Source organism: Haloferax profundi (genome assembly GCF_001469865.1).
In the GTDB taxonomy this organism is placed as follows: domain Archaea; phylum Halobacteriota; class Halobacteria; order Halobacteriales; family Haloferacaceae; genus Haloferax; species Haloferax profundi.
In genome coordinates, this window is the sequence record NZ_LOPV01000288.1 from 1 (window position 1) to 20,236 (window position 20,236).

The following is a 20,236-nucleotide window of genomic DNA, read 5'->3' on the forward strand; positions in this document are numbered from 1 at the left end:
TGCCGTCCGCAAACGTCGCAGGTAGCCATTACTCACGAGTTGCAGCGACGAGATAAAAAGGGGTTGCCTCGCGCGCGTGTCGATCGCACACCTCACCCGAAATGTCTGTCTCTGGTCACCGTGTGCGCCGCAGTCGGTATAGACGTGTGTGCGCCGCAGTTGGTCTCGGCGGCGAGAGACGTCACTACCCGGGGCGAACGGCGGGAGAGAATCCGAAACTTAAGCGTCGTCGTCGCTCTCTTCGTCGGCGTCTGGGTTCGCCTCAGTCGGGGGCGTGAAGTTCGTCGGAACGACGGTTGGGTGGTTAAGCCCGAGACGTGGTTGCTTCGCTGCCATACTCAGGTGTACCTACGGGAAGGACAGACAAATAATTACTCATGCGCATAATTTATGTGCGGGCAGGTGAGGATAACTGCAGGGTATCTCCCCCCGTGCAGTCGGTCGATTCACTCGGCATCACGCCACGCTCGTCAGCGAGACTCACAGGTGGGAAGAGAGTGCTTCCGCTCTAACCTGACGGCGCGAAAAAGGACAGTGGTGACGTCGCTTACGCGAAGTTCTCTTCGTAGAGGTCCATCGCGTGCTCGATGGCGTCCTTCGCGGCCTGCTTGTCTTCCCAGCCGAGGGTCTCGACTTCTTTGCCCGCTTCGAGGTTCTTGTACGTCGAGAAGAACTCGTCAATCTCGTCGCGAAGCTGCTGTGGGATGTCTTCGAGGTCCTCGATGTGGTCGTAGCGTGGGTCCTCGGTAGGGACGGCGATGACCTTGTCGTCCTGCTCGCCGTCGTCGTCCATCTTCATGAGGGCAACGGGGCGTGCCTCGATGACGCACCCAGGGAACGTCTGGTCTTCGACGAGGACGAGCACGTCGAAGGGGTCTTCGTCGTCGTAGTACGTCTGCGGCATGAACCCGTAGTCAGATGGGTAGTGGACGTTCGAGTGGAGCACACGGTCGAGGACGACGCCGGGGATGTCCTTGTCGTACTCGTACTTGTTGCGCTCGCCTTTGAGACACTCGACAACTGCGTAGATTTCGTCCGGCGCGTTGGGGCCGGTCTCCATGTCTTCCCAGAGATTCGCCATATTGAACCCATCCTCGAAACGGGCAAAAGTCCTTTCGGCATCGGTCTCGTAGCTTCGCTCCAGCCTGGCCCTTCGGCGGCGACACTACGTACCCACTTTTAGATATATTCTCCAGAGATTCCTCCCAGAATCGTACAGGTATCCGTGAGGTATTCCCTGGGTATGCTATCGATTCCGCGTATCCTCGTGGAATTGATACTCACGGACGAATGAATCTGTCCGAAAATCGGCAGACATGTGCGTCTTCTCGGTGATTCCCGCTATACTACGGGTGCCCGGATACCCGAAACCGATTGCGCGTTGACAAAGTTTAAATAGGTAGGTGACATTTCCATATGCATGTCAGAGGCACAAACTATTGGCAACAAATCCGGTGCGGCTCGGGACCTCACCGCGTTCCAACAGAACATCCTCGTCATCCTCGCCGAGGAACCGATGTACGGTCTTGCAATCAAGCGCCACCTCGAAGAGTACTACGACACCGAAGTCAATCACGGGCGTCTGTACCCCAACCTCGACGACCTCGTCGAGATGGACCTCGTCGAGAAGAGCGAACTCGACAAGCGCACCAACCAGTACGAACTGACCGACGATGGTCTCCAGGCCGTCCTCGACCGCTTCGACTGGATGCTCTCGAAGTTCGTCACCGACGACGAGCGCGCCGAGATGGTCTCGGACCTCATCGAAGCCAAGCTGTAATCACACGAAACCCCGGTTCGCTCACCTGTATTCGGGCACTTCGGCGCCTACGGCGTCGAATATCAGTTCGAGCGACTCCGAAAGTAACGACTGCTGTTCAGTAGTCGGCCACGCATTGCGTGGATAATATTCTTCGACGAACTCGCGTACCTCGGGAGCGCCTGCCGTCTCTATCTTCCGAACGTAGTGATTGCCGAGGAAGTCTGCGAACGCGCGAGCGTTTGCGGCGTGCACCTCACCGTGTTCGTCGGCGACAGCCTCCACGACGGCAGCGTTGTGTTCTTCGACGGCGCTCCACTCGTGTTCTTCACCAGTCCCCGAGAGCGGGCGTTCTATCCCGCGGTCGACGTCGTCGATTTGCGACGGGCGGACGGTTCCATCGTCGTCGACCCACTCGGCAGGGTGGAGGACGAGCGTCTCGTCTTCGTCGCGGAGACGGGCCACGAAGTCGTGCGGTTCGACGAGTTCGTCTCGCGCCGACAGATACGTCGCACGCTCGTCTGGGTCGATGGCGTCGCGTGCCAACCGAGTCAATCGCTCTGCTTCTTGCAATACCTCTTCGGGGAGTTCTGGGTCAGGCATCGTCGAGGGCCTCGTTGGCTAGAGAGTCGGCGCGGTCGTTTATCTCTCGCGGTACGTGTTCGAGCGACCAACGGTCGAACGCAGCGAGGAGTTCGTTGGCCTTCACACGTCGTTCACGGAGGCCGGGGTCGTTCGTCTTCCATTCGCCGCGAACCTGCTTGACGATGAGTTGAGAGTCACCGCGAACGTCGACTTCGTCGTACCCGTAGTCTTTGGCGACCGAGAGGGCCTCGATGAGTGCTTCGTACTCCGCGCGGTTGTTGGTCGTCTCTCCGATGCGTTTGGAGCCTTCGGCGACGATACCGTTGCTCGTCACGATTGCCCATCCGATGGCCGCAGGGCCGGGGTTCCCGCGACTCGCACCGTCGAAGTAGACGTGTGCCCGCCCTCCCTTTGGTTGTAGGATAGTCAGTAAGTCGGCCGGGTTGGCACCCTGAACGACGACTTTGTCGTCGTAGGCGACGGCGCTGGCGTCGCCACGCTCGGCGCGCCAGCGCTCGTACTCCGTGTTGCCGGATTTGACCGATACGCCTGCCTCTTCGAGTCGTCGTCTGGCATCGTCGGGGTCACACTCGACCGTCGGCATACCACCACCTCGCTGGGGACTCGGTATAGGCGCTCCGTTCGCCGCCGCGTTCTCCCTGACTGTCACTCTCACGGGGAAAACTTTCAAGCATCAGGCCATAGACACTATAAAAATGCGATGAAACGGCCCACCCGCCAGCGGGAGCGCGAGTACGACCGGACTCGATGGGGAGACGAGTCGGAAGGCGACGAAGCGACAGACGAAGACGAGATTGACCTCGACAACCTCGACCCGGACGAAGTCGTTCGGACTGCAGACGGTGAGTTAATCCACGAAGAGACGGGAATCATCATCGAAGAAGAGCGAATCGATCCCGGCCCGGAGTGGCGCGCGTTCAACCACTCCGAACGGCAGTCGAAGTCGCGTGTTGGTGCGCCGACCACCAAGACGATGCACGACAAAGGCCTGACGACGACTATCGACTGGAAGGACAAAGACGCCTACGGCAGGTCGATTTCGTCGGAGAAGCGGTCGCAGATGCACCGCCTCCGAAAGTGGCAAGAGCGCATTCGGACCAAAGACGCCGGCGAGCGGAACCTGCAGTTCGCCCTCAGCGAAATCGACCGTATGGCGTCCGCACTCGGCGTCCCACGTTCGGTCCGCGAAGTCGCGTCGGTCATCTATCGACGTGCACTCAACGAAGACCTGATTCGGGGACGCTCCATCGAGGGCGTCGCCACCGCGACGCTCTACGCCGCCTGTCGAAAAGAGGGGATTCCACGCTCACTCGAAGAGATTGCCGAAGTCTCGCGCGTCGAGCGAAAGGAGATTGGTCGAACCTACCGGTACGTCTCCCAAGAACTCGGCTTGGAGATGCGTCCGGTCGACCCGAAGAAGTACGTCCCTCGGTTCTCGTCGGAACTCGACCTCTCGAAGGAAGTCCAGTCGAAGGCGAACGAGATTATCGAGACGACGGCAGAGCAAGGCCTGCTCTCGGGCAAGTCGCCGACTGGGTTCGCCGCCGCCGCAATCTACGCCGCCTCGCTGCTCTGTAACGAGAAGAAGACCCAGCGCGAAGTCGCCGACGTGGCGCAGGTGACGGAAGTCACCATCCGGAATCGCTATCAAGAACAAATCGAAGCGATGGGCATCCACGCCTGATTGGTCTCAGCCCCCTGAATTGGCACGGTTTCCAACAGAACCGTCGCGACACCCACCGTGGGTGCTGACACACTTCGTTTTCACCGCTGTCCCGACGACGCCGTCGCCGAAGGTTCATACCCGAGGGCGACCCACATCCGGTGATGCGGCTCGACGAGTTCATGGACATCGAGCGGGACGAACGCGCCGAGCGACGGCGTCTCGCCGAAGAGAAGTCCTACGGCATCCTCGACCACCTCGAGACGTTTCAAGACCGATTCGAGGAGACGGTCCAAGGCGACTCGCTCTACGGCGGCGTCTCGCCGTCCATCTTCGTCGGACGGTCGAACTATCCGCGCGTCTCGACGGGCATTCTCTCGCCTGTCGGCCACGACGAGGACGCCGACACGTTCGAGACGAGTGCTGCCTGGTACGACGAGGGCGTGAGTATCTCGGACGTGTTCCAGCGCCGCACGTCACTTCTCAACTCGAACCGCGGCACGAAGGTGACGAACGTCGCAGACTCGTGGGACGGATTCCTCGGCACCCAGCGCGAAGTCGCCATCGCCGATAGGCCCGTCACGGTCGAAATCGGCCTCGACGGGAAACCCGAGTTGGACCTCGACGCCCACTCTGACGACGTGGCGACGCCGGTCGGACCCCGTGCCCGTGCTCGGTCTGCTGACCTCGCCGAGAACCCACACGTCCCGCGGGCGGTAGAAAAGACGCTCGAAGACGACGACTGGAACGCCCAGGGAGCGATGACGTACCTCTACCGGCGCGGGTTCGACGTGTACGACATCAACACGATTCTCTCGGCGGGTGCACTCGGTCAGACCCAACAGCGCCGTCTCGTGCCGACGCGCTGGTCGATTACCGCCGTCGACGACACGCTCGGGAAGTACCTCCGCGGGACGGTCAAGCACGCAGAGACCATCGACGGCGTCGAAATCTACCGCAACGAGTTCCTCGGAAACGCCTTCTGGGTCATCCTCGCGCCGGGTCGCTGGGAGTTCGAGTTGGTCGAGATGAAAGCGCCGGGAAGCGTCTGGAACCCCGACCCGGACGCGGGGATGTACCTCGCCGCGGACAGCGAAGGGTACGAGGGGCGCACCTCGTACGTGAACGAGACGGCCGGCGCGTACCACGCCTCTCGGTTGGGCGTCCTCGAACACCTCCACGACAGAGGGCGACAGGCGAAGGCACTCGTCCTCCGGCACGTCTCCGACGAGTACTGGGGACCGGTCGGCGTCTGGCAGATTCGCGAGTCGATTCGTCACGCCTTCGAAGGCGAGAAAGCAGAGGCGGAGACGTTCGGTGGGGCGGTCCGCGACGTGACGAACTACCTGCCCGTCTCGTTGGGTGACCTCCGCCGGAAGTCCACGATGGCCGCCGGTCTCCAGACCAACATCTTCGACTTCGGTCAGTAACACCTATCTGACACCCCTGTGACACGTACTCGTATGGTCCCACTCCAGATACCCGGCGGTCCGGAACTGCTCATCATCTTCCTCATCTACGGCGTCCTCGGCCTCCTGCCGATTGCGGCGGCGCTCGTGGGGATGTACCTCCTGTACAAGATTCGCAACGATATCGGCCGAATCGCAGACGCTCTCGAAGAGAGTGAGTCGGTGTAGGCGGGGCGAACCCGGTCGGTTCAGAACTGTTTCGGCCGCTCAGGCCTCGACGGCGTCGAGGTTGGCAAGCGCTTTTTCGACGAGTTCGCCCGTATCGGCGATGATGTCCGCCATCTCCTCGTTGTCCGGCGCGATGCCGATGAGGCGAGCGACGCGCATGATGCTCAGGTGGTAGACGACCTGTTTCCCGGGTTCTTCCTCCCAGATGACCACGTTGCACGGGAAGAGGCCACCCATCTTGTTGTCGGTGGCGGTGAGCGCACGGTCCGCCATCGTGGGGTTGCAGGCACCGAGGACGTAGTACGGGTCCCGGCCGGCGTCGACTTTCTCGTTGAGCATCTCCGACGGCGAAAATTCGGTCGCGACACCGAACCCGGCGTCCGTGAAGGCTTCGCGGACGTGTTCGATTGCCTCCTCGTGGTCCATGTCGAGGACGACGCGTTCCTCACCGATGTCTTCCGGTTCGATGGCGGTCGGGTCGATTGGGAGTGCCATGACGATTCGTAGTCGCTCCGGCGTGGAAAAGGTACCTGTATTGTGTGGGTCGCGCACGAAGGGTGCGGCACTCTTCCCGCGGTGGTCAGTCCGAATCGCAGTCGTCGAGGACCGACTGGACGAAGGCCGATTTGGCGTCGGTGTACGCTTCGCGTTCGTCCGCGTGGGCCTCGGCCAACGCCCGTTTCTGGCGTTCGTACTCCGCTGCAAGGTCAGGGTCGGCCCGCAGTGCGTCTCGGAACGACACCTGGTCGCGGTGACAGTCGCTCCCGCGTTCGGTCACAGAGAGGTAGTGCGTGCGACACGACGATGGCCCGCGGGCGAAGAAGCGTCGGTCCGGAACTGCGTCGTTCGGCCGTTCTTCGTACCCCGCGTCGGTGAGCACGCGGGCCACCTCGTCCGTCTCGTCGAGGTGCGCGACGAGAACGAGCACGTCCACGATTGGCTTCGCGGCGAGTCCCGGAACCGCGGTACTGCCGACGTGTTCGAACCCAACGACGTGTGGCCCGAGGCGTGGCCGGAGACGTTCGACTTCGCGTTCGTACGCGTCGTGCCACGACGGGTCGTGAGAGACGAGTTCGACTGTTCCGCGAGCGAGTCCGAGTCCCGAGTCGTCGGCCGCTACGTGGGCCGAGTCGTCGTCTTCCGAGTCGGTCATAGCGGAATCGGAAGCCACTGCAACGCGGCGGCGACATCTTCCGGTGGGAACAACGGTGGGTGCAGGACCAACCAGTCGAGAAGAATGAGGCCGAACCCGTGGGCGACGATAGACGGGAGAATCGAGTTACTCTCGTAGTCGACGAGGCCGAACAGCACGTCGGTTGGGGCCGACAGCAGGAGTTCTATCGGTGGTTTCCCGACGTGGTGGAACGCGTAGAGAATCGGGCTGATGAGTGCGCTCTTGCGCCCGATTTCGCGGATACCAACACAGAGCAAGCCACGGTAGTACGTCTCGGCGGCGACGACGACGAGCAGTTGCTGTGCGGCGTGTGGGAGGAAGTCGGCGAGCGCCGTCGACGTGTGCCACATCGGGTAGTAGGTCCGAATCGTCGGGAGCGACGACCCGACGAGGTAGAACGGGAGGACGAAGAGTGCGAGGAGGACAGTGTTGCGGAGTGCGTTGCGGTCGACGGTCCACCCGAGGTTCTTCCCGTGTGCGAGCGCGAGCGCTCCGGGGACGAGGATAAACAGGAGGGCGTCGTGGACCGCGCGGTAGGTGAGGTCGCCGGCGGGAAGAGACCAGAGACTCCACGCGGCACCGACCACGCCTCCGACGAGGAGGGCACGGTAGAGCCACGGGAGTCGCGTGAACCGGCGACGGAGCACCGCTATTCGGTCGCGACCGGACCGCGACCAACGACGTCGAGTACGTCGTTGACGAAGGTCTGGCGCGTGTCGAAGTACGTCTCGTCGACGTCGGCGAGGACGTCTTCGAGGGTCTGCGGACCGCTCGGCGTGCGGATGACCGCGTCGCCTTCTTTCTTCAGAATGCTACTCTTCTCCTGGGGCCACGTCAGTCGAGAGGCGACGCGCGCGAGGGGCGCACCTTCGACGGACTCTCCCTCGCCCAGTTCGACGACGGGTGCCTCGTCTGCTTCCTCGTCAGCCATGGGCGAGGGTTAGCCACCGCGCATGATAATCCCTTCGAGATTCGTATGTGGTCCCGCGACGACCCGAGACCGACAGCCCGCGACGTGTCGAAAAACAGACAATCGTCTGACGCATCGTTTTAGGGACTGGTTTCGTAGGCACGGCTATGACCAGTCTTTCGGAGGCGTATCACGGTGGCCGCGGTGGGCCGAGTCTCCGACGACTTTCCCTGGGCTTCGGGGTGTTCATCGCCGGCGCATTGCTCGTCATCGCGGGCATCGTGGTCACGACCACCGACGTGTACACGTCGGGTGGTGCCACACTTGGCGAAGCACGCGAACTCGGGGGTATCCTCGGTGGCATCGGCGTTCCCGCCGTCTTCCTCGGCGTGTTCGCCGTGCTGCCAGCAAGTCGTCGGACTCGTGCCGCGGCAGTCATCGGTGCGAGTATCGCCGTCCTCGGTGTCGGACTGTTCTCCCACGCGTACCCCTGTCAGTGGACCGGTGCGACGTGCGGTGCAGGCCTGACAGACTTGACCCTGGAGACCGTCGGCGTCTACTTCTTCGGCACCATCACCACCTTCTGGTGTCTGTTCGTCGGCGTCGCCAACTTCAAGACACGAAACGACCCCGGTGGCACGGCGACGGTTCAGGTGACCAAGAAGGGCGAAACCCGCATCGTCGAAGTCGAAAAGACGGTTCGCGGTGGACTCAGCGGCATCGGATTCCTCGGCGGAACGCCCGATGGCGACGTCGAGACGCAGACGAACAAGCCGTCTGGGTCGGGGATGGGCGGCACCGCAGGTGCCACCGACGGTGGTGCCTCGTCGAACACGATTACACCACTCGACCTCGAACCGACTGAGGCCCCGAAATCCACGCAGTCCGCACAGACGGCACAGCGTGCTGGCGGTTCGTCGTCCGCCACTCGCGGCCCCTCCGATGCGACCGAACACCCTGCCGCGGAACGACCGAAGACTGCCACGGTCGGTGACCGATACTGTGGAAACTGCACGTACTTCGAGTACGTCCGCACCTCGGAGGGTCTCCAACCGTACTGTGCGGCCCACGACGAGATGATGCAGGACATGGAAGAGTGCGACGAGTGGTTCCCCCGAAGTCGCTACTGACCCGATAGCCCCCACCTTCTCTCGCTTACAACTCGTTCACCCGCGACTCGACGTCTCGCCAGTGGCTTCCCCGCCAGAACACCTGTCCGCAGTCACGACACCGCCACAACGTCGTCTCGCTCGGGTCTGGCGCGTATTCGGGGACGGAGTCGTCGTCTTCGAGCACGTCGAGGAGTCCGTTGCACGCACTACACCGTGCAGGGAACTCGCCGAGCGAGATGGTGAACCCGGCCGACTCGAGTTCCCGGAGTTGGTCGAGCGGGTTTCGGCCCGCGACGAGGACGCTTCGCGGTGCCTGTTCTGCGAGCGAGATATCACGGGTCAGGAGGACACGGTGCTCCTCACTCACGCGATTCAACAGGACTTCGTCACCGGGGTCACCCCCGCCGCCATCCATCGCGTACGCGGTATCGTACCCGCACATCCGCAGATACGTAGCCAGTTTTCCGAGCATCACGTCGAGGAGGAGTGCGGTGTCGTCTGGCGAGGCCGACTCGACGCCGGATGCGACCGTTCCGGGGTGGTCAGGCCCGGTACCGCTGAGTGGTCGGTTCTCGTCGGTCAATGCAGGAAGTCGGTGAGGTCGTCGAGAGACCACGTGTTTATCACGTCGGCCGTCTCGACCCACCCACGTCGGGCCGTGTGGACACCGTAGCGGGCGTGGTCGAGTTCGGCCGGTCGATGGGCGTCTGTGTCTATCGCGATGGTCGCCCCTGCTTCGACGGCGATTTTGAGCGCTTCGCCGTTCAGGTCCAGACGGAACGGACTGGCGTTGAGTTCGAGTGCGACGCCGTTTTCGACGGCGGCCTCGGCGAGTCGTTCGTAATCGAGTGGGAGGCCGGGGCGGCGGTTGATGAGGCGGCCGGTCGGGTGGCCGAGAACGTCGACGGCGGGGTGTTCCATGGCTCGAACGAGTCGTTCGGTGGCCGTCTCGCGGTCCTGGTCGAGGGCGCTGTGCGGTGAGGCGACGACCACGTCGAGTTGGTCGAGTACGTCGTCGGCGACGGAGAGGCCGCCTTCCGCGTCGATGTTCGCCTCGACGCCGGTGAAGACAGTGATGCTCGCATCTTCGGCGACGGCCCGAACTTCGTCTATCTGTTCGAGGAGTTCGTCGTCGTCGACGCCGACGCCACCGACCATCCCCGGCCCCGTGGCGTGGTCCGAGACGACGTGGAACTCGTAGCCTCGTTCTTCCGCCGCAGCGACCATCTCCGCGATGGTGTTGTCGCCATCGGACCAGTTCGTGTGCGTGTGGAGGTCACCGCGAATCTCGCCTTCGTCTATGAGGTCGGGGAGCGACCCGTCTGCTGCCACTTCGATTTCGCCGGTGTCTTCGCGCATCTCCGGCGTGATGAGTGGTAAGTCGAGCGCAGCGTACATCGACGCTTCCGTCTCACCGGCGACACGTCTCCCGATGCGAGGGCCGCCGTCCGGGTCGTCGACGTCCGAGATGTCGAACATCCCGTACTCGTTCATCTTGAGGCCGCGGTCGATTGCGATGTTCCGCAGGTGGACGTTGTGGTCCTTGCTCCCCGTGAAGTACTGGAGGGCAGCGCCGTACTCGGATGGGTCGACGACGCGCAGGTCGACGCGCATCGCGTTGACTCGGGTACTCGCTTTCTGTGCGCCTGCCTCGATGGTGTCGTCGACGAGGTCCCACGCGAGGAAGTGGTCGATGACTGCGGAGGGGTCGTCGCTCTCGACGAGGATGTCGATGTCGCCGACCGTCTCTCGCCAGCGTCGCATCGACCCCGCGGGTTCTGCACGGCCGACTGCGTCGTGGTCGCCGAGGTACGCCAGCAGGTCGTCGGCGACGGGTCGGGCCTTCCCGAGGAGTTCTCGACCCGTGGCCTCGCGAGCGAACTCGATGCCCTCGAGGATGTTCGCTTCAGTCTTCGCGCCGAAGCCTTTGACCTCCTGAATCTGCCCGTCGCGGGCGGCGGCCTCCAGTTCGTCGAGGTCGGTGATACCGAGTTCCTCGTAGAGTGTGCCGACCGTCTTCGGCCCGACGCCTTCGACGCTGGTCAGGCCGGCCATATCTACGGGCAATTCGTCTCGCAGGTCGTCTAACTCTTCGATGTGTCCCGTCTCGACGTACTCGACGATTTTCGAGGCGATAGCGTCGCCGACGCGGTCTATCTCTTTGACGGCGTCTTCTCCCTCCTCGGCGAGTTCTTCGACTGGGTTGGGGTACTCGCGGACGTTCTCTGCCGCACGGCGGTAACTCGACGGCTTGTACGCCACGTCCTTCGCGTCGAGCAGGTCGGCGAACTCTTCGAGGAGGGTCGCAATCTCGTCGTTTCGGCTCATCGGCCTCCTCGCTTGCTCTTGCCACTGTCACGACCGAGCGCCTTCTTCAGGAAGTTCATCCAGCGCTTCTGGTCGGCGGCGTTCTGGAGTTTCGCCTCCTGTTCGAGGTCCGCGGGTCGGAGTTGTTCGAGCGCGTTCAGCGCCCGGTCGATACCGATGATGTCGTCGACGAGTTGGCGGCCTTCTTCGTAGCTTATCTCGCCCTCTTCGATTGGCTCGAGCCGTTCGAGGCGCTCACGACGGAGGTTTCGCTTCGCCTGGTCGACTCGTTCACGCTCGCCCGCCGGAATCGTGTCACGGCGCTTAATCTCGAAGACGAACTGTTTGAGGTCGATATCTTCACCCTGGACCTCGATTCGCTCGGGAATCTGGACGCCGACTGTCGCCCCCTCCCGATTGACTCGTTCCAGGAGTTGTTTGCGCTCGAACTCCTTCACGCTCTGACGTTACCTCGCGTGACACTTCGCTCCTTCGCCCCGTCTCTCCGTCGGGTTGTCCGTCGTCGCCGAGTACGTCACATCGTCGGGAATCGGTCCGAGAATCGCGAAAAACGGTTATCTCGTCATCTAGCGTACGTTCTCCCACAACTATGTCGCTTGGTACCAATAGACACACTAGTGGGGACGACGAATCGGCGATGACGACGTTCAGACGTGTCCGCCTGTACGCGTTCTACCTCCTCGCGTTGGTGACGCTTGGAATGGCCGCGGCGTTCGTCTCAGAACTGCTCGCGTTCGCCATCACCGGGTGGGGTGTCGGTGGCGAAGTTCTCGCAGAACACCGACTCCACGTGATGGTCATCGCGGCGAACGTCTGGATAATCATCCTCGGCGTCGCGAGTCAACTGTACCGCCCACTCAAGCGGGTTGCGCTGATGCAAGTCGCGTTCCTCGTAACGACGCTCGTCCTCGTTGGAACCATCGTCGGCGGTGGACCAGTCGAAGAAGTCGTTCCGTTCTTCATCCTCACGGGCCTCATGGCGCTGTTCCACCCCGCAGGTCGAGAGATACTCTCTCTCGGCGACGACTACAGTCCAGCACTGCTCGGCCTCGTCGCGGTGGCGGCCATCCCTGTCCTCGCGTTCGCAGCCAATCAGTTCGCCCTCCAGGGGTCGGGTGACGTTCACGCCGTCGCCGGTCACTACATGGAGATGACGACGATGTCCATCGGCTTGTTGCTCCTCGGCCTCATCGCGGCCGCAGGTGCACCGGGACACCGTCTCGTCGCGTGGTTGACCGCTGGTCTCGCCATCTACTTCGGGGCTATCTCGCTCGTCTTCCCGACGCAGATTTCGAGCGTGGGTACGATGTGGGCTATCGCGCTCGTCCTGTGGGGACTGGCGTTCGTCGCGGTGAGCGAACTTCGTGTGAGCGGTCGGACCACCGTCTCGGCGGAACGTCCGCTCAGGATACGTGGCTCGCCGCGGGCCTGAACACGCAGACAGAGTACACTGCCCCTCTCGCCGCTCGGCGGTGAATCTCGCCGCCGACTCGGACACACGCGCACATCCGTCGTACGTTGGCGCAAACACGCGTAGAGAGACGAACCTTCTTATGGCTCTCTTTGGTACCGGGACGTATGGGTTTGTTCGACCGACTCCGCGGCAAGGACCACCCCCGCGTCGCCTTCATCGGCATCGACGGGGTCCCATTTAGTCTCCTCTCTGAGCACCCCGAAGAGTTCCCCAACTTCGCGGCGCTCGCAGACGATGGTGCAGCAGGTTCTATCGACAGCATCGTCCCACCGGAATCCAGCGCGTGTTGGCCGGCGCTCACCACTGGCGTCAACCCCGGTGAGACGGGTGTCTACGGGTTCCAAGACCGCGAAGTCGGGTCGTACGACACGTACGTCCCGATGGGCCGCGACGTGCAGGCCACGCGCCTCTGGGACCGCGTGACCGACGCCGGCCGGAAGGCCACCGTGATGAACGTCCCCGTGACGTTCCCACCCCAGCGAAACATCCAGCGGATGGTCTCCGGATTCCTCTCGCCCGGCGTCGACAAAGCCGCCTACCCCGACGACTTCCGCGACCACCTCGAAGGGATGGGCTACAAGATCGACGTGAACGCCAAACTCGGCCACGACGACGACAAGTCCGCGTTCATGGACGACGCCCACGAGACCTTAGACAAGCGGTACGAAGCCTTCTCGCACTACCTCCAGGAGGACGACTGGGACCTCTTCTTCGGCGTCTTCATGACTACCGACCGGGTCAACCACTTCCTGTTCAAAGACTACGAACGCGACGGGAAGAACAAAGACGCGTTCGTGGAGTTCTATCGCAAGGTCGACGAGTACATCGGGAACATCCGTGAGATGCTCCCCGAAGACGTGACGCTCGTCGTCGCCTCCGACCACGGGTTCACCTCGCTCGACTACGAGGTCCACTGTAACACGTGGCTCGAACAGGAAGGGTGGCTCTCGTACGAATCGGACGACCACGACTCACTGTCCGACATCGACGGCGACTCGAAGGCCTACTCGCTCATCCCCGGGCGCTTTTTCATCAACCTCGAAGGCCGCGAACCGCGTGGCTCCGTCCCACAAGACGAGTACGAGGAAGTCCGCGACGAACTCAAAGCGGAACTCGAAGCACTCGAAGGCCCCGACGGCAAGAACGTCGCAGAACGCGTCGTCGTCAAGGAAGAGGCCTTCCGCGGCAACCACGACGATATCGCGCCTGACCTCGTCGTCATCCCGAACCACGGCTTCGACCTGAAGTCCGGATTCAAGGGCCACGACGACGTGTTCGGCACCGGCCCGCGCAACGGGATGCACTCGTTCGACAACGCCACGCTCTACGTCGACGACCCCGACGCGGAGATAGAAGACGCCGACCTCTACGATATCGCGCCGACGATTCTCGACCTGATGGAACTCGACTACGCCCGCACCGAACTCGACGGTGCGAGTCTCGTCCACCAGTAGACGAGTCTCATAGACCGACCCTCGCTTCGAAAAATCACGCGGTGGCCGGTGCGAACGACGTCGCTTCGGCCGCGCTTTCGTCGCTCGTCGCTGACTCCTCCCAGAGCAGTGTCACTCTCGTTTCGTCGAGCAGTGCGGCGCCTACAACAGGTCGTCTAGTTCGTCGTTGTGCCACATCTCCTTGGGGTCTTCCCGCTCTTCGGTCGCTGCGTGCTCGATTGCTTCCCGAGCGCGTTCCATGAACGCCTCGACGCGGTCTGAGCGTTCGACGCCACCGAGGAGGATGAGCGACGCGATTCGACCGCTCTCCAGTGGGAAGTCGCCGCCGCGAACCTGCATACTCCCGGTTTCGTCTTCGACCCAGCGGCGGGCGCGTTCGACACCTTTTCTGGGGATGGTGTCCGGTTTCCCGGCGATGATGACGAGTGCCGAGTCGGCGTCGCTCGCATCTGGAAGGCTGGTCCCCGTCAGGAGTGAGCGACGTGTCGTACTCATCACGGCGTTGATGTTCTCCTCTGCGACTTCGGAGGCCTCGGCGCTGGCGTAGCCGAGTGCTGCGATTCCACCGGCACGGAGCGTGTTGATGACTTCTGAGCTATCGACGACACTCTCGCCGACGCCTTCGACTGCTTCGCCTGCAGCGAGGAGTAACCCGACGCGCCGAGCGATGGCGTCGTTGATGGCGTCGAAGCCTTCGCTCATCGACTCACCGGACGAGCGGAACGCGTCGTTGTCGACGAGGAGGACGGCGTCGGACTCTCGGGCGACGGTCTTGAGCGACCGACCGGCGTTGACCTGATACATCGCGCCTTCGTCCTGTCCGGGGAGGATACCGAGTACGTAGACAGGGATGTCGTAGACGCGTCTGAGAGCCTTGGCGAGGACGGGCGCCCCACCGGACCCAGACCCACCACCGAGACCGGCGACGACGAATATCGACTCCGTCTGCGCCGTGATTCGGCCGTCGAGCGCCGACATGACTTCTGTCTTGTCTGCTTGCATCACTTCAGCGCCGAGTTCGTTGTCGCCACCGACGCCGTGTCCGTTGACACGGTCTTGGCCGATGAGAACGGTCTCGAATGGGAGCGACTGGAGGTCGGTCTTTGCGGTGTTGACCCCGATGGCACCGAGGACCGCACCGAATCCCATCTGTTGGTCGAACGACTGGAGGGCGGCGGTGAGTTTCCCACCTGCTTGACCTACACCAATCAGGACGGTCTTCATGCGACAACACACTCTTGGCCCCGTCTTGAACGTTCCCCACGAACGAGTGTACGGGCGGCCGGTTGCGCGATTTCGACCGCCGGACGTTTATGTACGATGACGGCTCCAACCGGGGCTATGACTCCCGACACTTCCGCGGAGACTCACGACGGATTTGCACACGCGGCCGACAGAACGGACGAACTGGCTTCTCGACTCGAAGCAGTCGAACGGACCGTCACGGGGACCGACACCGACGTCTCTTCGCTCGAAGACGTCGCGGCAATCGAGGACCGACTCTCCACTGTCGAATCGACAGTCGAGTCACTCTCCGAGCGTCTCGACGAAGTCGACGCGGCGACACAGGCGGTTCGTGGCTATCTCGGTGGTGTTCGCACCGTCAACGAAGACGTGGAACGACGGGCGAACGCGGCACTGGCCAAAGCTGAATCACTCGAATCTGCGCTCGTAGACGAGTCTGAGATGACGTTCGAGTCGGCAGCACCCGAGCAGCAGAGTGGCCCAGACGCTGAACCGCCTCAGCACAGACGGTCCCGGTCCGACGGCCAGCATTCCCGCACCCGACCCGACGGTCAGCACAGTCCCAACCACCTCGACGACCAGCATTCCCGCAACCACATCGACGACCAGCACACGTCTGCCGAGAGTACCCGCGGACTGGCGGCGCGTCTCCGTGACGTACTGTGATTCGCGTCGTCCTCACGTGTCTCCTCACGGTGGCAATCGCGGGCGTCGCGTTCCCGGCAGTCGACGCCGCGCGGGCAGATGCGACGACTGTCGCAGTCGGGACGATGGCGGACGACATCGCCCACGCCGCCGCCTCGCTCGCGACTACAGAAGACCCACCGCCTACTGGTCTCGCTGGTGCGCGCCGACACGTCGTCCTCGACGTTCCGTCTGGGTCGTGGCGGGCGAGTGGCGTCTCACGGCTCACGATTCGCGGGGGAGATGGTGTCGAACTCGCGGCGACGACGGCGTCGGGGACGACTATCGTCCGTCGTGTCGGTGGTCCACGGGTTCACGTCGTCGGTGAGCGACTGGTCTTCGGCCCCGGCGAACAGCGACTTCGGTTGACGCTGGCGGCGAACACCGCCGGTCCCGTGGTCGTCGTCGCGCCAGCGTGACCGATGGTCGCCGCAGTTCGACACGGGTGGGTGACTCCGTAGGTTCAAGTAGTCGAACGGGACCACCCCACCGCATGCCCCTCGACTTCGACCGTTCGTCGGTCTCTACGTTCACTCGCGAATCACTCCCCGAGACGCTCACCAGTGCGCTCGTTGCGGTCGGTGCTGGCCGACTGATAGAAGACGACACCTCCGAAACCTGCCGGTGTACGGCCTCGATTACGACCCCGACGGACCGTCTGGACGACGATGCGGCCACGCTCGTCGTCGATGCTGCCGACTGTCCGAACGGAGGGTCGCTCGCAACCGCGCCGGCGTGCCGTGCGACTGTCGTCGGCACGCTAGAGGACCGTGACGTGGACGCCGTTGTCGTCAGAACCGACGGTGTGGAGCGTCGATTCGACGACGGTGCAGTCGGCCTCCTCGTCGCCGCCGGCCGGTTCGCCGAGCGAGTCGGGTTCTACGACGACCGATTGGCCGAACGCGCCCGCCACGACCCGTTGGGTGCCGCCCACGAAGCGACTGGGCGTGCGGGACCGATACGACGTGCGGCAGTCGAAACCGGACTCGCAGCGGGGGCGAGTGACGCCGAGGGCTACCGTGACGCACTCCGGGCAGTCGTCGGGCCGACGCTCGCACGCTCACGTATCGACCCGCACCCGCCGGCAGACGCTCGACTCGTCGCGAGTACCGACCTCGAGACGGGAGCAGTCGCGCGTCGGTACGAGACTCGGGACGGCCCTCACTACCATCTCGACCCGCCGGAGTCGAATCTCGCCCCGTCCGCGGCGCAGACGCTCGCGGCGGCACACGATGCACTCGCTCGCGGCGCCGTCGATGCCGGGCCACGGGCACCTGGCCGTGCTGTTCGCCTCGTCGCCGACGCGGACGACCCGGTGGACACACTCGTCGCGATTCTCAGAAAACACACCCACGGCCACGGTGTCCTCGACGACCTGTTCTCCGACGCTCACGTCTCAGACGTGTACGTCTCGACACCCGCCGACGAGAATCCGATTCGCGTCGTCGTCGACGGCGAGTCGATGCCGACGAACGTGCGCCTCACACCCGGTGGTGCTGCGTCGCTCGCTTCGCGTCTCCGTCGTGTGAGTGGTGCCTCGTTCTCGCGTGCGGACCCGACGCTCGACACCGTCGTCGACGCGGGTGGCACGAGTATTCGCGTCGCAGGTGTCACCGAACCCGCGAGTGACGGACTTGGATTCGCGTTCCGCCGACACGACGAGACGCCGCTGACACTCCCCGCACTGGTGCGAAACGGGACGCTCTCGGCTGACGCCGCGGCCCTCTGTTCGCTCGCCGTCGAACGCGGAGCCTCCATTCTCGTCGCCGGGGCGCGCGGTGCTGGCAAGACCACGTTCCTCGAATCGCTCCTGTGGGAACTCCCGAGCGACGTTCGGACGGTCCTCATCGAAGACACACCAGAACTCCCGGCAACGAGTCTCCGAGACGCCGGGCGAGACGTGCAGACGCTCCGAACCGACACCACGGGTGGCCCCGAACCGACGCCACAGGAGGCGCTTCACGCCGCACTCCGCTTGGGTGACGGAGCACTCGCTGTCGGCGAAGTCCGCGGCGACGAGGCAGCGGTCCTCTACGAAGCGATGCGCGTCGGCGCAAACGCCAGCGCCGTCCTCGGGACGATTCACGGCGACGGTGCGACCGACGTTCGAGAGCGCGTGGTCTCCGATTTGGGAGTCCCCGCGTCGTCGTTCGCCGCGACTGACCTCGTCGTCACCTGCCAGCGTGCGGACTCGCACCGTGTCGCTCGCGTCGAAGAAGTCCGGCCGACGGCGGGAGACGCGACGTTCGAGACGTTGTTCGCCCACGACGGCGCTTCGCTCGTACCGACTGGAGCGGTCGAACGAGGTGACAGTCTCGCAATCGAGTCGATTTCGAATCCCGGTGAATCGTACGCCGACGTTCTCGACGTGCTCGATACTCGGTCGAGACGACTCGCGACGCTCGCCGAGACTGGTCGGACGGACCCTGCCGACCGCACCGAACTGCGTTCGGACGGTGGTTCTGGATGCTGACCACCGTCGCCCACACGCTGACGCCGATGCTCGCACGACTCGCGCCGACGTCTGCCGACCCGAGCGACGAGTTACGACGTGCGCTCGCGTTCCTCGGTTCCGAGACGGACCCCGAGGTGGTCGTCGAGGCTGGATACGGGGCTGCGATTCCCGCCGCGCTTCTCGCGTGGGCTCTCGCGACTGTCGCTCGACTGCCGACGCTGACGGTCCTCGTGGTTGCACTCGCCGCAGCGCTCGGGTCTGCCCACGCGATTCACACCGCACCCATCTGGGTGGCGACACTTCGCCGAACCCGCGCACTCGGCAGCGCACCCGAACTCGTCGGTCGAATCGCGCTCCGAATGCGAATCGAACCATCCGTCGAACGTGCGGTGGCGTTCGCTGCCCACGCGGACGACGGACCGCTCTCTTCCTCGCTCGCCGCACACACAGAACGCGCTCGGGGGACGCCGACGTCTGGCCTCGGCGCGTTCGCGACTGCGTGGCGCTCGTGGTTCCCCGCGCTCGACCGGTCGGCGGCGTTGCTCCAGACTGCCGCCGACGTTCCCGCAGGTGAACGTGACCGAGCACTCGACAGAGCGCACGAAGTCGTCCGCGAGGGGACGCGTGACCGCCTCGCCGACTTCGTCGGTGAGATTCGCGGCCCGGTCACCGCTGTCTACGCGTTCGGCGTCTTACTCCCGCTTGCACTCGTCGGCGCGCTTCCTGCTGCACGAGTCGCTGGTGTCGGCATCTCCACCGGACACGTCGTCTTCCTGTACGATTTCGTCCTCCCAGCAGGACTCCTCACGACAGTCGCGTGGGTACTCGTTCGTCGCCCCGTCGCGTTCGCCCCACTCTCGATAGACGCCACCAATCCGGCGGTTTCCGACCATCGACGACGTGCCGCACTCACTGGTCTCGTCGTCGCCGCCGGGTGCTTCGTCGCTGCCGACGCCGTCGTCGCCCCGTGGTCGGCACCGCTCGCGGCGGTCGGTGCTGGCGTCGGAACCGCGTTGTACGTCGCCGCCCGGCCCATGATGACGCTCCGTGTTCGTGTGCGAGCGGTCGAAGACAGTCTCTCAGACGTCCTCTACCTCGTTGGTCGCGCCGTCGGCGAAGGCGAAGCAGTCGAGTCGGCACTCGCCCGTGCCGCCGAGTCGGTTCCCGGCGAAGCGGGTACACTCCTCGGCGACGCGGTTGGCGTCCAGCGCCGACTTCGGGTGGGCGTCGTCGAGTCGTTTTGCGGTGACTACGGCGTCCTCGACTCGGTCCCCAGTCCTCGGGTCGAAGGCGTCGTCACCTTACTCGGACTCGCCGCCAGTGAGGGCCGTCCCGCGGGACGGGCTATCGTCTCGATGGCCGACCAACTCGCCGCACTCTCTCGCCTCGATGCCGAGTCACGTCGCGAACTCGCCTCGGTCACGGAGACGCTCTCGAACACGGCGGCCATCTTCGGCCCACTCGTCGCAGGCGCAACTGTCGCACTCGCGGACGGGATGACGCCGGCACGGACACTGGACGAAGCTGCTGTCGCCGCCCCGATGGCGACCAGTGACCTCGGTGTCGCCGTCGGCGTCTACGTTCTCGTCTCGGCCGTCGTCCTCACCACGCTGGCCGTCGGTATCGCCGACGGACTCGACAGACACCTCGTCGCGTCGCGTGTCGGGAGCGCACTCGTCTCGTCGACAGTGACGTTTCTCATCGCATTCGTCGCCGCAGGCGCGTTGTTCTGACC

At 63.8% G+C, this 20,236-nt stretch carries 22 protein-coding genes; 11 read left to right on the top strand and 11 right to left on the bottom strand.

What is annotated here, in order from left to right; all coding sequences use genetic code 11:
* Window positions 1-547: 547 nt before the first annotated feature.
* The gene (locus tag AUR66_RS12190; protein WP_058572635.1) at window positions 548-1,081 is read right to left on the bottom strand and encodes an inorganic diphosphatase; all 534 of its coding nucleotides are present in this window, start codon (window positions 1,079-1,081) and stop codon (window positions 548-550) included.
* Between the two features lie 339 nt (window positions 1,082-1,420).
* Between AUR66_RS12190 and AUR66_RS12195 the strand changes: the two genes are divergently transcribed.
* Complete coding sequence (locus tag AUR66_RS12195; RefSeq protein ID WP_058572636.1) at window positions 1,421-1,780, top strand: PadR family transcriptional regulator; 360 nt, start codon at window positions 1,421-1,423, stop codon at window positions 1,778-1,780.
* 21 nt (window positions 1,781-1,801) lie between these two features.
* Here the strand turns inward: AUR66_RS12195 and AUR66_RS12200 are convergent, their stop codons facing one another.
* Together AUR66_RS12200 and rnhA are read right to left on the bottom strand one after the other, a co-directional pair.
* The gene (locus tag AUR66_RS12200) at window positions 1,802-2,362 is read right to left on the bottom strand and encodes a DUF7108 family protein (protein ID WP_058572637.1); all 561 of its coding nucleotides are present in this window, start codon (window positions 2,360-2,362) and stop codon (window positions 1,802-1,804) included.
* Complete coding sequence (gene rnhA, locus AUR66_RS12205) at window positions 2,355-2,948, bottom strand: ribonuclease HI (RefSeq protein WP_058572638.1); 594 nt, start codon at window positions 2,946-2,948, stop codon at window positions 2,355-2,357. Before rnhA ends, AUR66_RS12200 begins: the two co-directional genes overlap by 8 nt.
* 117 nt (window positions 2,949-3,065) lie before the next feature.
* On the opposite strand from rnhA, the gene AUR66_RS12210 reads away from it, so the two are divergent.
* The 3 genes from AUR66_RS12210 (at window position 3,066) to AUR66_RS22040 (ending at window position 5,665) form a co-directional block, all read left to right on the top strand.
* Window positions 3,066-4,049, top strand: a complete 984-nt coding sequence (locus AUR66_RS12210; protein WP_058572639.1) for a transcription initiation factor IIB — start codon at window positions 3,066-3,068, stop codon at window positions 4,047-4,049.
* Window positions 4,050-4,192: 143 nt separating this feature from the next.
* Window positions 4,193-5,458 (top strand): DNA repair protein NreA, encoded by a 1,266-nt coding sequence (nreA, locus tag AUR66_RS12215; protein WP_058572640.1) that lies wholly within the window; start codon window positions 4,193-4,195, stop codon window positions 5,456-5,458.
* Between the two features lie 33 nt (window positions 5,459-5,491).
* Window positions 5,492-5,665, top strand: coding sequence for a hypothetical protein (locus AUR66_RS22040; protein WP_197409768.1), 174 nt, complete (start codon window positions 5,492-5,494; stop codon window positions 5,663-5,665).
* Window positions 5,666-5,704: 39 nt separating this feature from the next.
* On the opposite strand, the gene AUR66_RS12220 is transcribed toward AUR66_RS22040, so the two are convergent.
* From AUR66_RS12220 to AUR66_RS12235, 4 genes are all read right to left on the bottom strand, one after another.
* Window positions 5,705-6,160 carry a DUF302 domain-containing protein gene (locus AUR66_RS12220; protein WP_058572641.1) on the bottom strand — a complete coding sequence of 152 codons (456 nt, stop codon included), beginning with the start codon at window positions 6,158-6,160 and terminating at the stop codon, window positions 5,705-5,707.
* A gap of 85 nt (window positions 6,161-6,245) precedes the next feature.
* Entirely contained in the window at window positions 6,246-6,818 is a 573-nt protein-coding gene (locus AUR66_RS12225; protein WP_058572642.1) for a GrpB family protein, read from the bottom strand.
* On the bottom strand, window positions 6,815-7,486 hold the full coding sequence (locus AUR66_RS12230) for a CPBP family glutamic-type intramembrane protease (RefSeq protein WP_058572643.1): 672 nt from the start codon (window positions 7,484-7,486) through the stop codon (window positions 6,815-6,817). The genes AUR66_RS12225 and AUR66_RS12230 overlap by 4 nt, the downstream gene beginning before the upstream one ends.
* Before the next feature lie 2 nt (window positions 7,487-7,488).
* Window positions 7,489-7,770, bottom strand: a complete 282-nt coding sequence (locus AUR66_RS12235; protein ID WP_058572644.1) for a DUF5789 family protein — start codon at window positions 7,768-7,770, stop codon at window positions 7,489-7,491.
* Between the two features lie 146 nt (window positions 7,771-7,916).
* Here AUR66_RS12235 and AUR66_RS12240 point away from each other — a divergent pair, with 146 nt between their 5' ends.
* Complete coding sequence (locus AUR66_RS12240) at window positions 7,917-8,879, top strand: DUF7139 domain-containing protein (protein ID WP_058572645.1); 963 nt, start codon at window positions 7,917-7,919, stop codon at window positions 8,877-8,879.
* Between the two features lie 25 nt (window positions 8,880-8,904).
* Here AUR66_RS12240 and AUR66_RS12245 read toward each other — a convergent pair whose 3' ends face one another.
* Genes AUR66_RS12245 through AUR66_RS12255 form a run of 3 tightly spaced genes read right to left on the bottom strand, consistent with a single transcriptional unit; the run spans window position 8,905 to window position 11,626 of the window.
* The gene (locus tag AUR66_RS12245) at window positions 8,905-9,444 is read right to left on the bottom strand and encodes a Mut7-C RNAse domain-containing protein (RefSeq protein ID WP_058572646.1); all 540 of its coding nucleotides are present in this window, start codon (window positions 9,442-9,444) and stop codon (window positions 8,905-8,907) included.
* Complete coding sequence (polX, locus tag AUR66_RS12250; protein WP_058572647.1) at window positions 9,441-11,189, bottom strand: DNA polymerase/3'-5' exonuclease PolX; 1,749 nt, start codon at window positions 11,187-11,189, stop codon at window positions 9,441-9,443. The genes AUR66_RS12245 and polX overlap by 4 nt, the downstream gene beginning before the upstream one ends.
* The gene (locus tag AUR66_RS12255; protein WP_058572648.1) at window positions 11,186-11,626 is read right to left on the bottom strand and encodes a DUF5788 family protein; all 441 of its coding nucleotides are present in this window, start codon (window positions 11,624-11,626) and stop codon (window positions 11,186-11,188) included. Before AUR66_RS12255 ends, polX begins: the two co-directional genes overlap by 4 nt.
* A 152-nt stretch (window positions 11,627-11,778) precedes the next feature.
* On the opposite strand from AUR66_RS12255, the gene AUR66_RS12260 reads away from it, so the two are divergent.
* Together AUR66_RS12260 and AUR66_RS12265 are read left to right on the top strand one after the other, a co-directional pair.
* Window positions 11,779-12,621: a hypothetical protein gene (locus AUR66_RS12260; RefSeq protein ID WP_058572649.1), complete on the top strand. Its 843-nt coding sequence runs from the start codon at window positions 11,779-11,781 to the stop codon at window positions 12,619-12,621.
* A gap of 146 nt (window positions 12,622-12,767) precedes the next feature.
* Window positions 12,768-14,117 carry an alkaline phosphatase family protein gene (locus tag AUR66_RS12265; RefSeq protein ID WP_058572650.1) on the top strand — a complete coding sequence of 450 codons (1,350 nt, stop codon included), beginning with the start codon at window positions 12,768-12,770 and terminating at the stop codon, window positions 14,115-14,117.
* Between the two features lie 141 nt (window positions 14,118-14,258).
* Here the strand turns inward: AUR66_RS12265 and AUR66_RS12270 are convergent, their stop codons facing one another.
* Window positions 14,259-15,341 (bottom strand): tubulin/FtsZ family protein, encoded by a 1,083-nt coding sequence (locus AUR66_RS12270; RefSeq protein WP_058572651.1) that lies wholly within the window; start codon window positions 15,339-15,341, stop codon window positions 14,259-14,261.
* Window positions 15,342-15,458: 117 nt separating this feature from the next.
* Here AUR66_RS12270 and AUR66_RS22630 point away from each other — a divergent pair, with 117 nt between their 5' ends.
* From AUR66_RS22630 to AUR66_RS12290, 4 genes are all read left to right on the top strand, one after another.
* Entirely contained in the window at window positions 15,459-16,028 is a 570-nt protein-coding gene (locus AUR66_RS22630) for a DUF7310 family coiled-coil domain-containing protein (RefSeq protein WP_058572652.1), read from the top strand.
* Window positions 16,025-16,465: a DUF7311 family protein gene (locus tag AUR66_RS12280; protein WP_058572653.1), complete on the top strand. Its 441-nt coding sequence runs from the start codon at window positions 16,025-16,027 to the stop codon at window positions 16,463-16,465. The genes AUR66_RS22630 and AUR66_RS12280 overlap by 4 nt, the downstream gene beginning before the upstream one ends.
* Before the next feature lie 74 nt (window positions 16,466-16,539).
* Complete coding sequence (locus AUR66_RS12285; protein WP_058572654.1) at window positions 16,540-18,519, top strand: type II/IV secretion system ATPase subunit; 1,980 nt, start codon at window positions 16,540-16,542, stop codon at window positions 18,517-18,519.
* Entirely contained in the window at window positions 18,513-20,234 is a 1,722-nt protein-coding gene (locus AUR66_RS12290; protein ID WP_058572655.1) for a hypothetical protein, read from the top strand. The genes AUR66_RS12285 and AUR66_RS12290 overlap by 7 nt, the downstream gene beginning before the upstream one ends.
* The last annotated feature ends 2 nt before the right edge of the window (window positions 20,235-20,236 follow it).

Excerpts from the sequence above, each read along its gene's own strand:
- AUR66_RS12200 (WP_058572637.1), bottom strand. The coding sequence starts at position 2,362 with ATGCCTGACCCAGAACTCCCCGAAGAGGTATTGCAAGAAGCAGAGCGA.
- nreA (WP_058572640.1), top strand. The coding sequence starts at position 4,193 with ATGCGGCTCGACGAGTTCATGGACATCGAGCGGGACGAACGCGCCGAG.
- AUR66_RS12265 (WP_058572650.1), top strand. The coding sequence starts at position 12,768 with ATGGGTTTGTTCGACCGACTCCGCGGCAAGGACCACCCCCGCGTCGCC.
- AUR66_RS22040 (WP_197409768.1), top strand. The coding sequence starts at position 5,492 with ATGGTCCCACTCCAGATACCCGGCGGTCCGGAACTGCTCATCATCTTC.
- AUR66_RS12195 (WP_058572636.1), top strand. The coding sequence starts at position 1,421 with ATGTCAGAGGCACAAACTATTGGCAACAAATCCGGTGCGGCTCGGGAC.
- polX (WP_058572647.1), bottom strand. The coding sequence starts at position 11,189 with ATGAGCCGAAACGACGAGATTGCGACCCTCCTCGAAGAGTTCGCCGAC.
- AUR66_RS12225 (WP_058572642.1), bottom strand. The coding sequence starts at position 6,818 with ATGACCGACTCGGAAGACGACGACTCGGCCCACGTAGCGGCCGACGAC.
- AUR66_RS12210 (WP_058572639.1), top strand. The coding sequence starts at position 3,066 with ATGAAACGGCCCACCCGCCAGCGGGAGCGCGAGTACGACCGGACTCGA.
- rnhA (WP_058572638.1), bottom strand. The coding sequence starts at position 2,948 with ATGCCGACGGTCGAGTGTGACCCCGACGATGCCAGACGACGACTCGAA.
- AUR66_RS12190 (WP_058572635.1), bottom strand. The coding sequence starts at position 1,081 with ATGGCGAATCTCTGGGAAGACATGGAGACCGGCCCCAACGCGCCGGAC.
- AUR66_RS12290 (WP_058572655.1), top strand. The coding sequence starts at position 18,513 with ATGCTGACCACCGTCGCCCACACGCTGACGCCGATGCTCGCACGACTC.
- AUR66_RS12235 (WP_058572644.1), bottom strand. The coding sequence starts at position 7,770 with ATGGCTGACGAGGAAGCAGACGAGGCACCCGTCGTCGAACTGGGCGAG.
- AUR66_RS12270 (WP_058572651.1), bottom strand. The coding sequence starts at position 15,341 with ATGAAGACCGTCCTGATTGGTGTAGGTCAAGCAGGTGGGAAACTCACC.
- AUR66_RS12240 (WP_058572645.1), top strand. The coding sequence starts at position 7,917 with ATGACCAGTCTTTCGGAGGCGTATCACGGTGGCCGCGGTGGGCCGAGT.
- AUR66_RS12260 (WP_058572649.1), top strand. The coding sequence starts at position 11,779 with ATGTCGCTTGGTACCAATAGACACACTAGTGGGGACGACGAATCGGCG.
- AUR66_RS22630 (WP_058572652.1), top strand. The coding sequence starts at position 15,459 with ATGACTCCCGACACTTCCGCGGAGACTCACGACGGATTTGCACACGCG.
- AUR66_RS12285 (WP_058572654.1), top strand. The coding sequence starts at position 16,540 with ATGCCCCTCGACTTCGACCGTTCGTCGGTCTCTACGTTCACTCGCGAA.
- AUR66_RS12220 (WP_058572641.1), bottom strand. The coding sequence starts at position 6,160 with ATGGCACTCCCAATCGACCCGACCGCCATCGAACCGGAAGACATCGGT.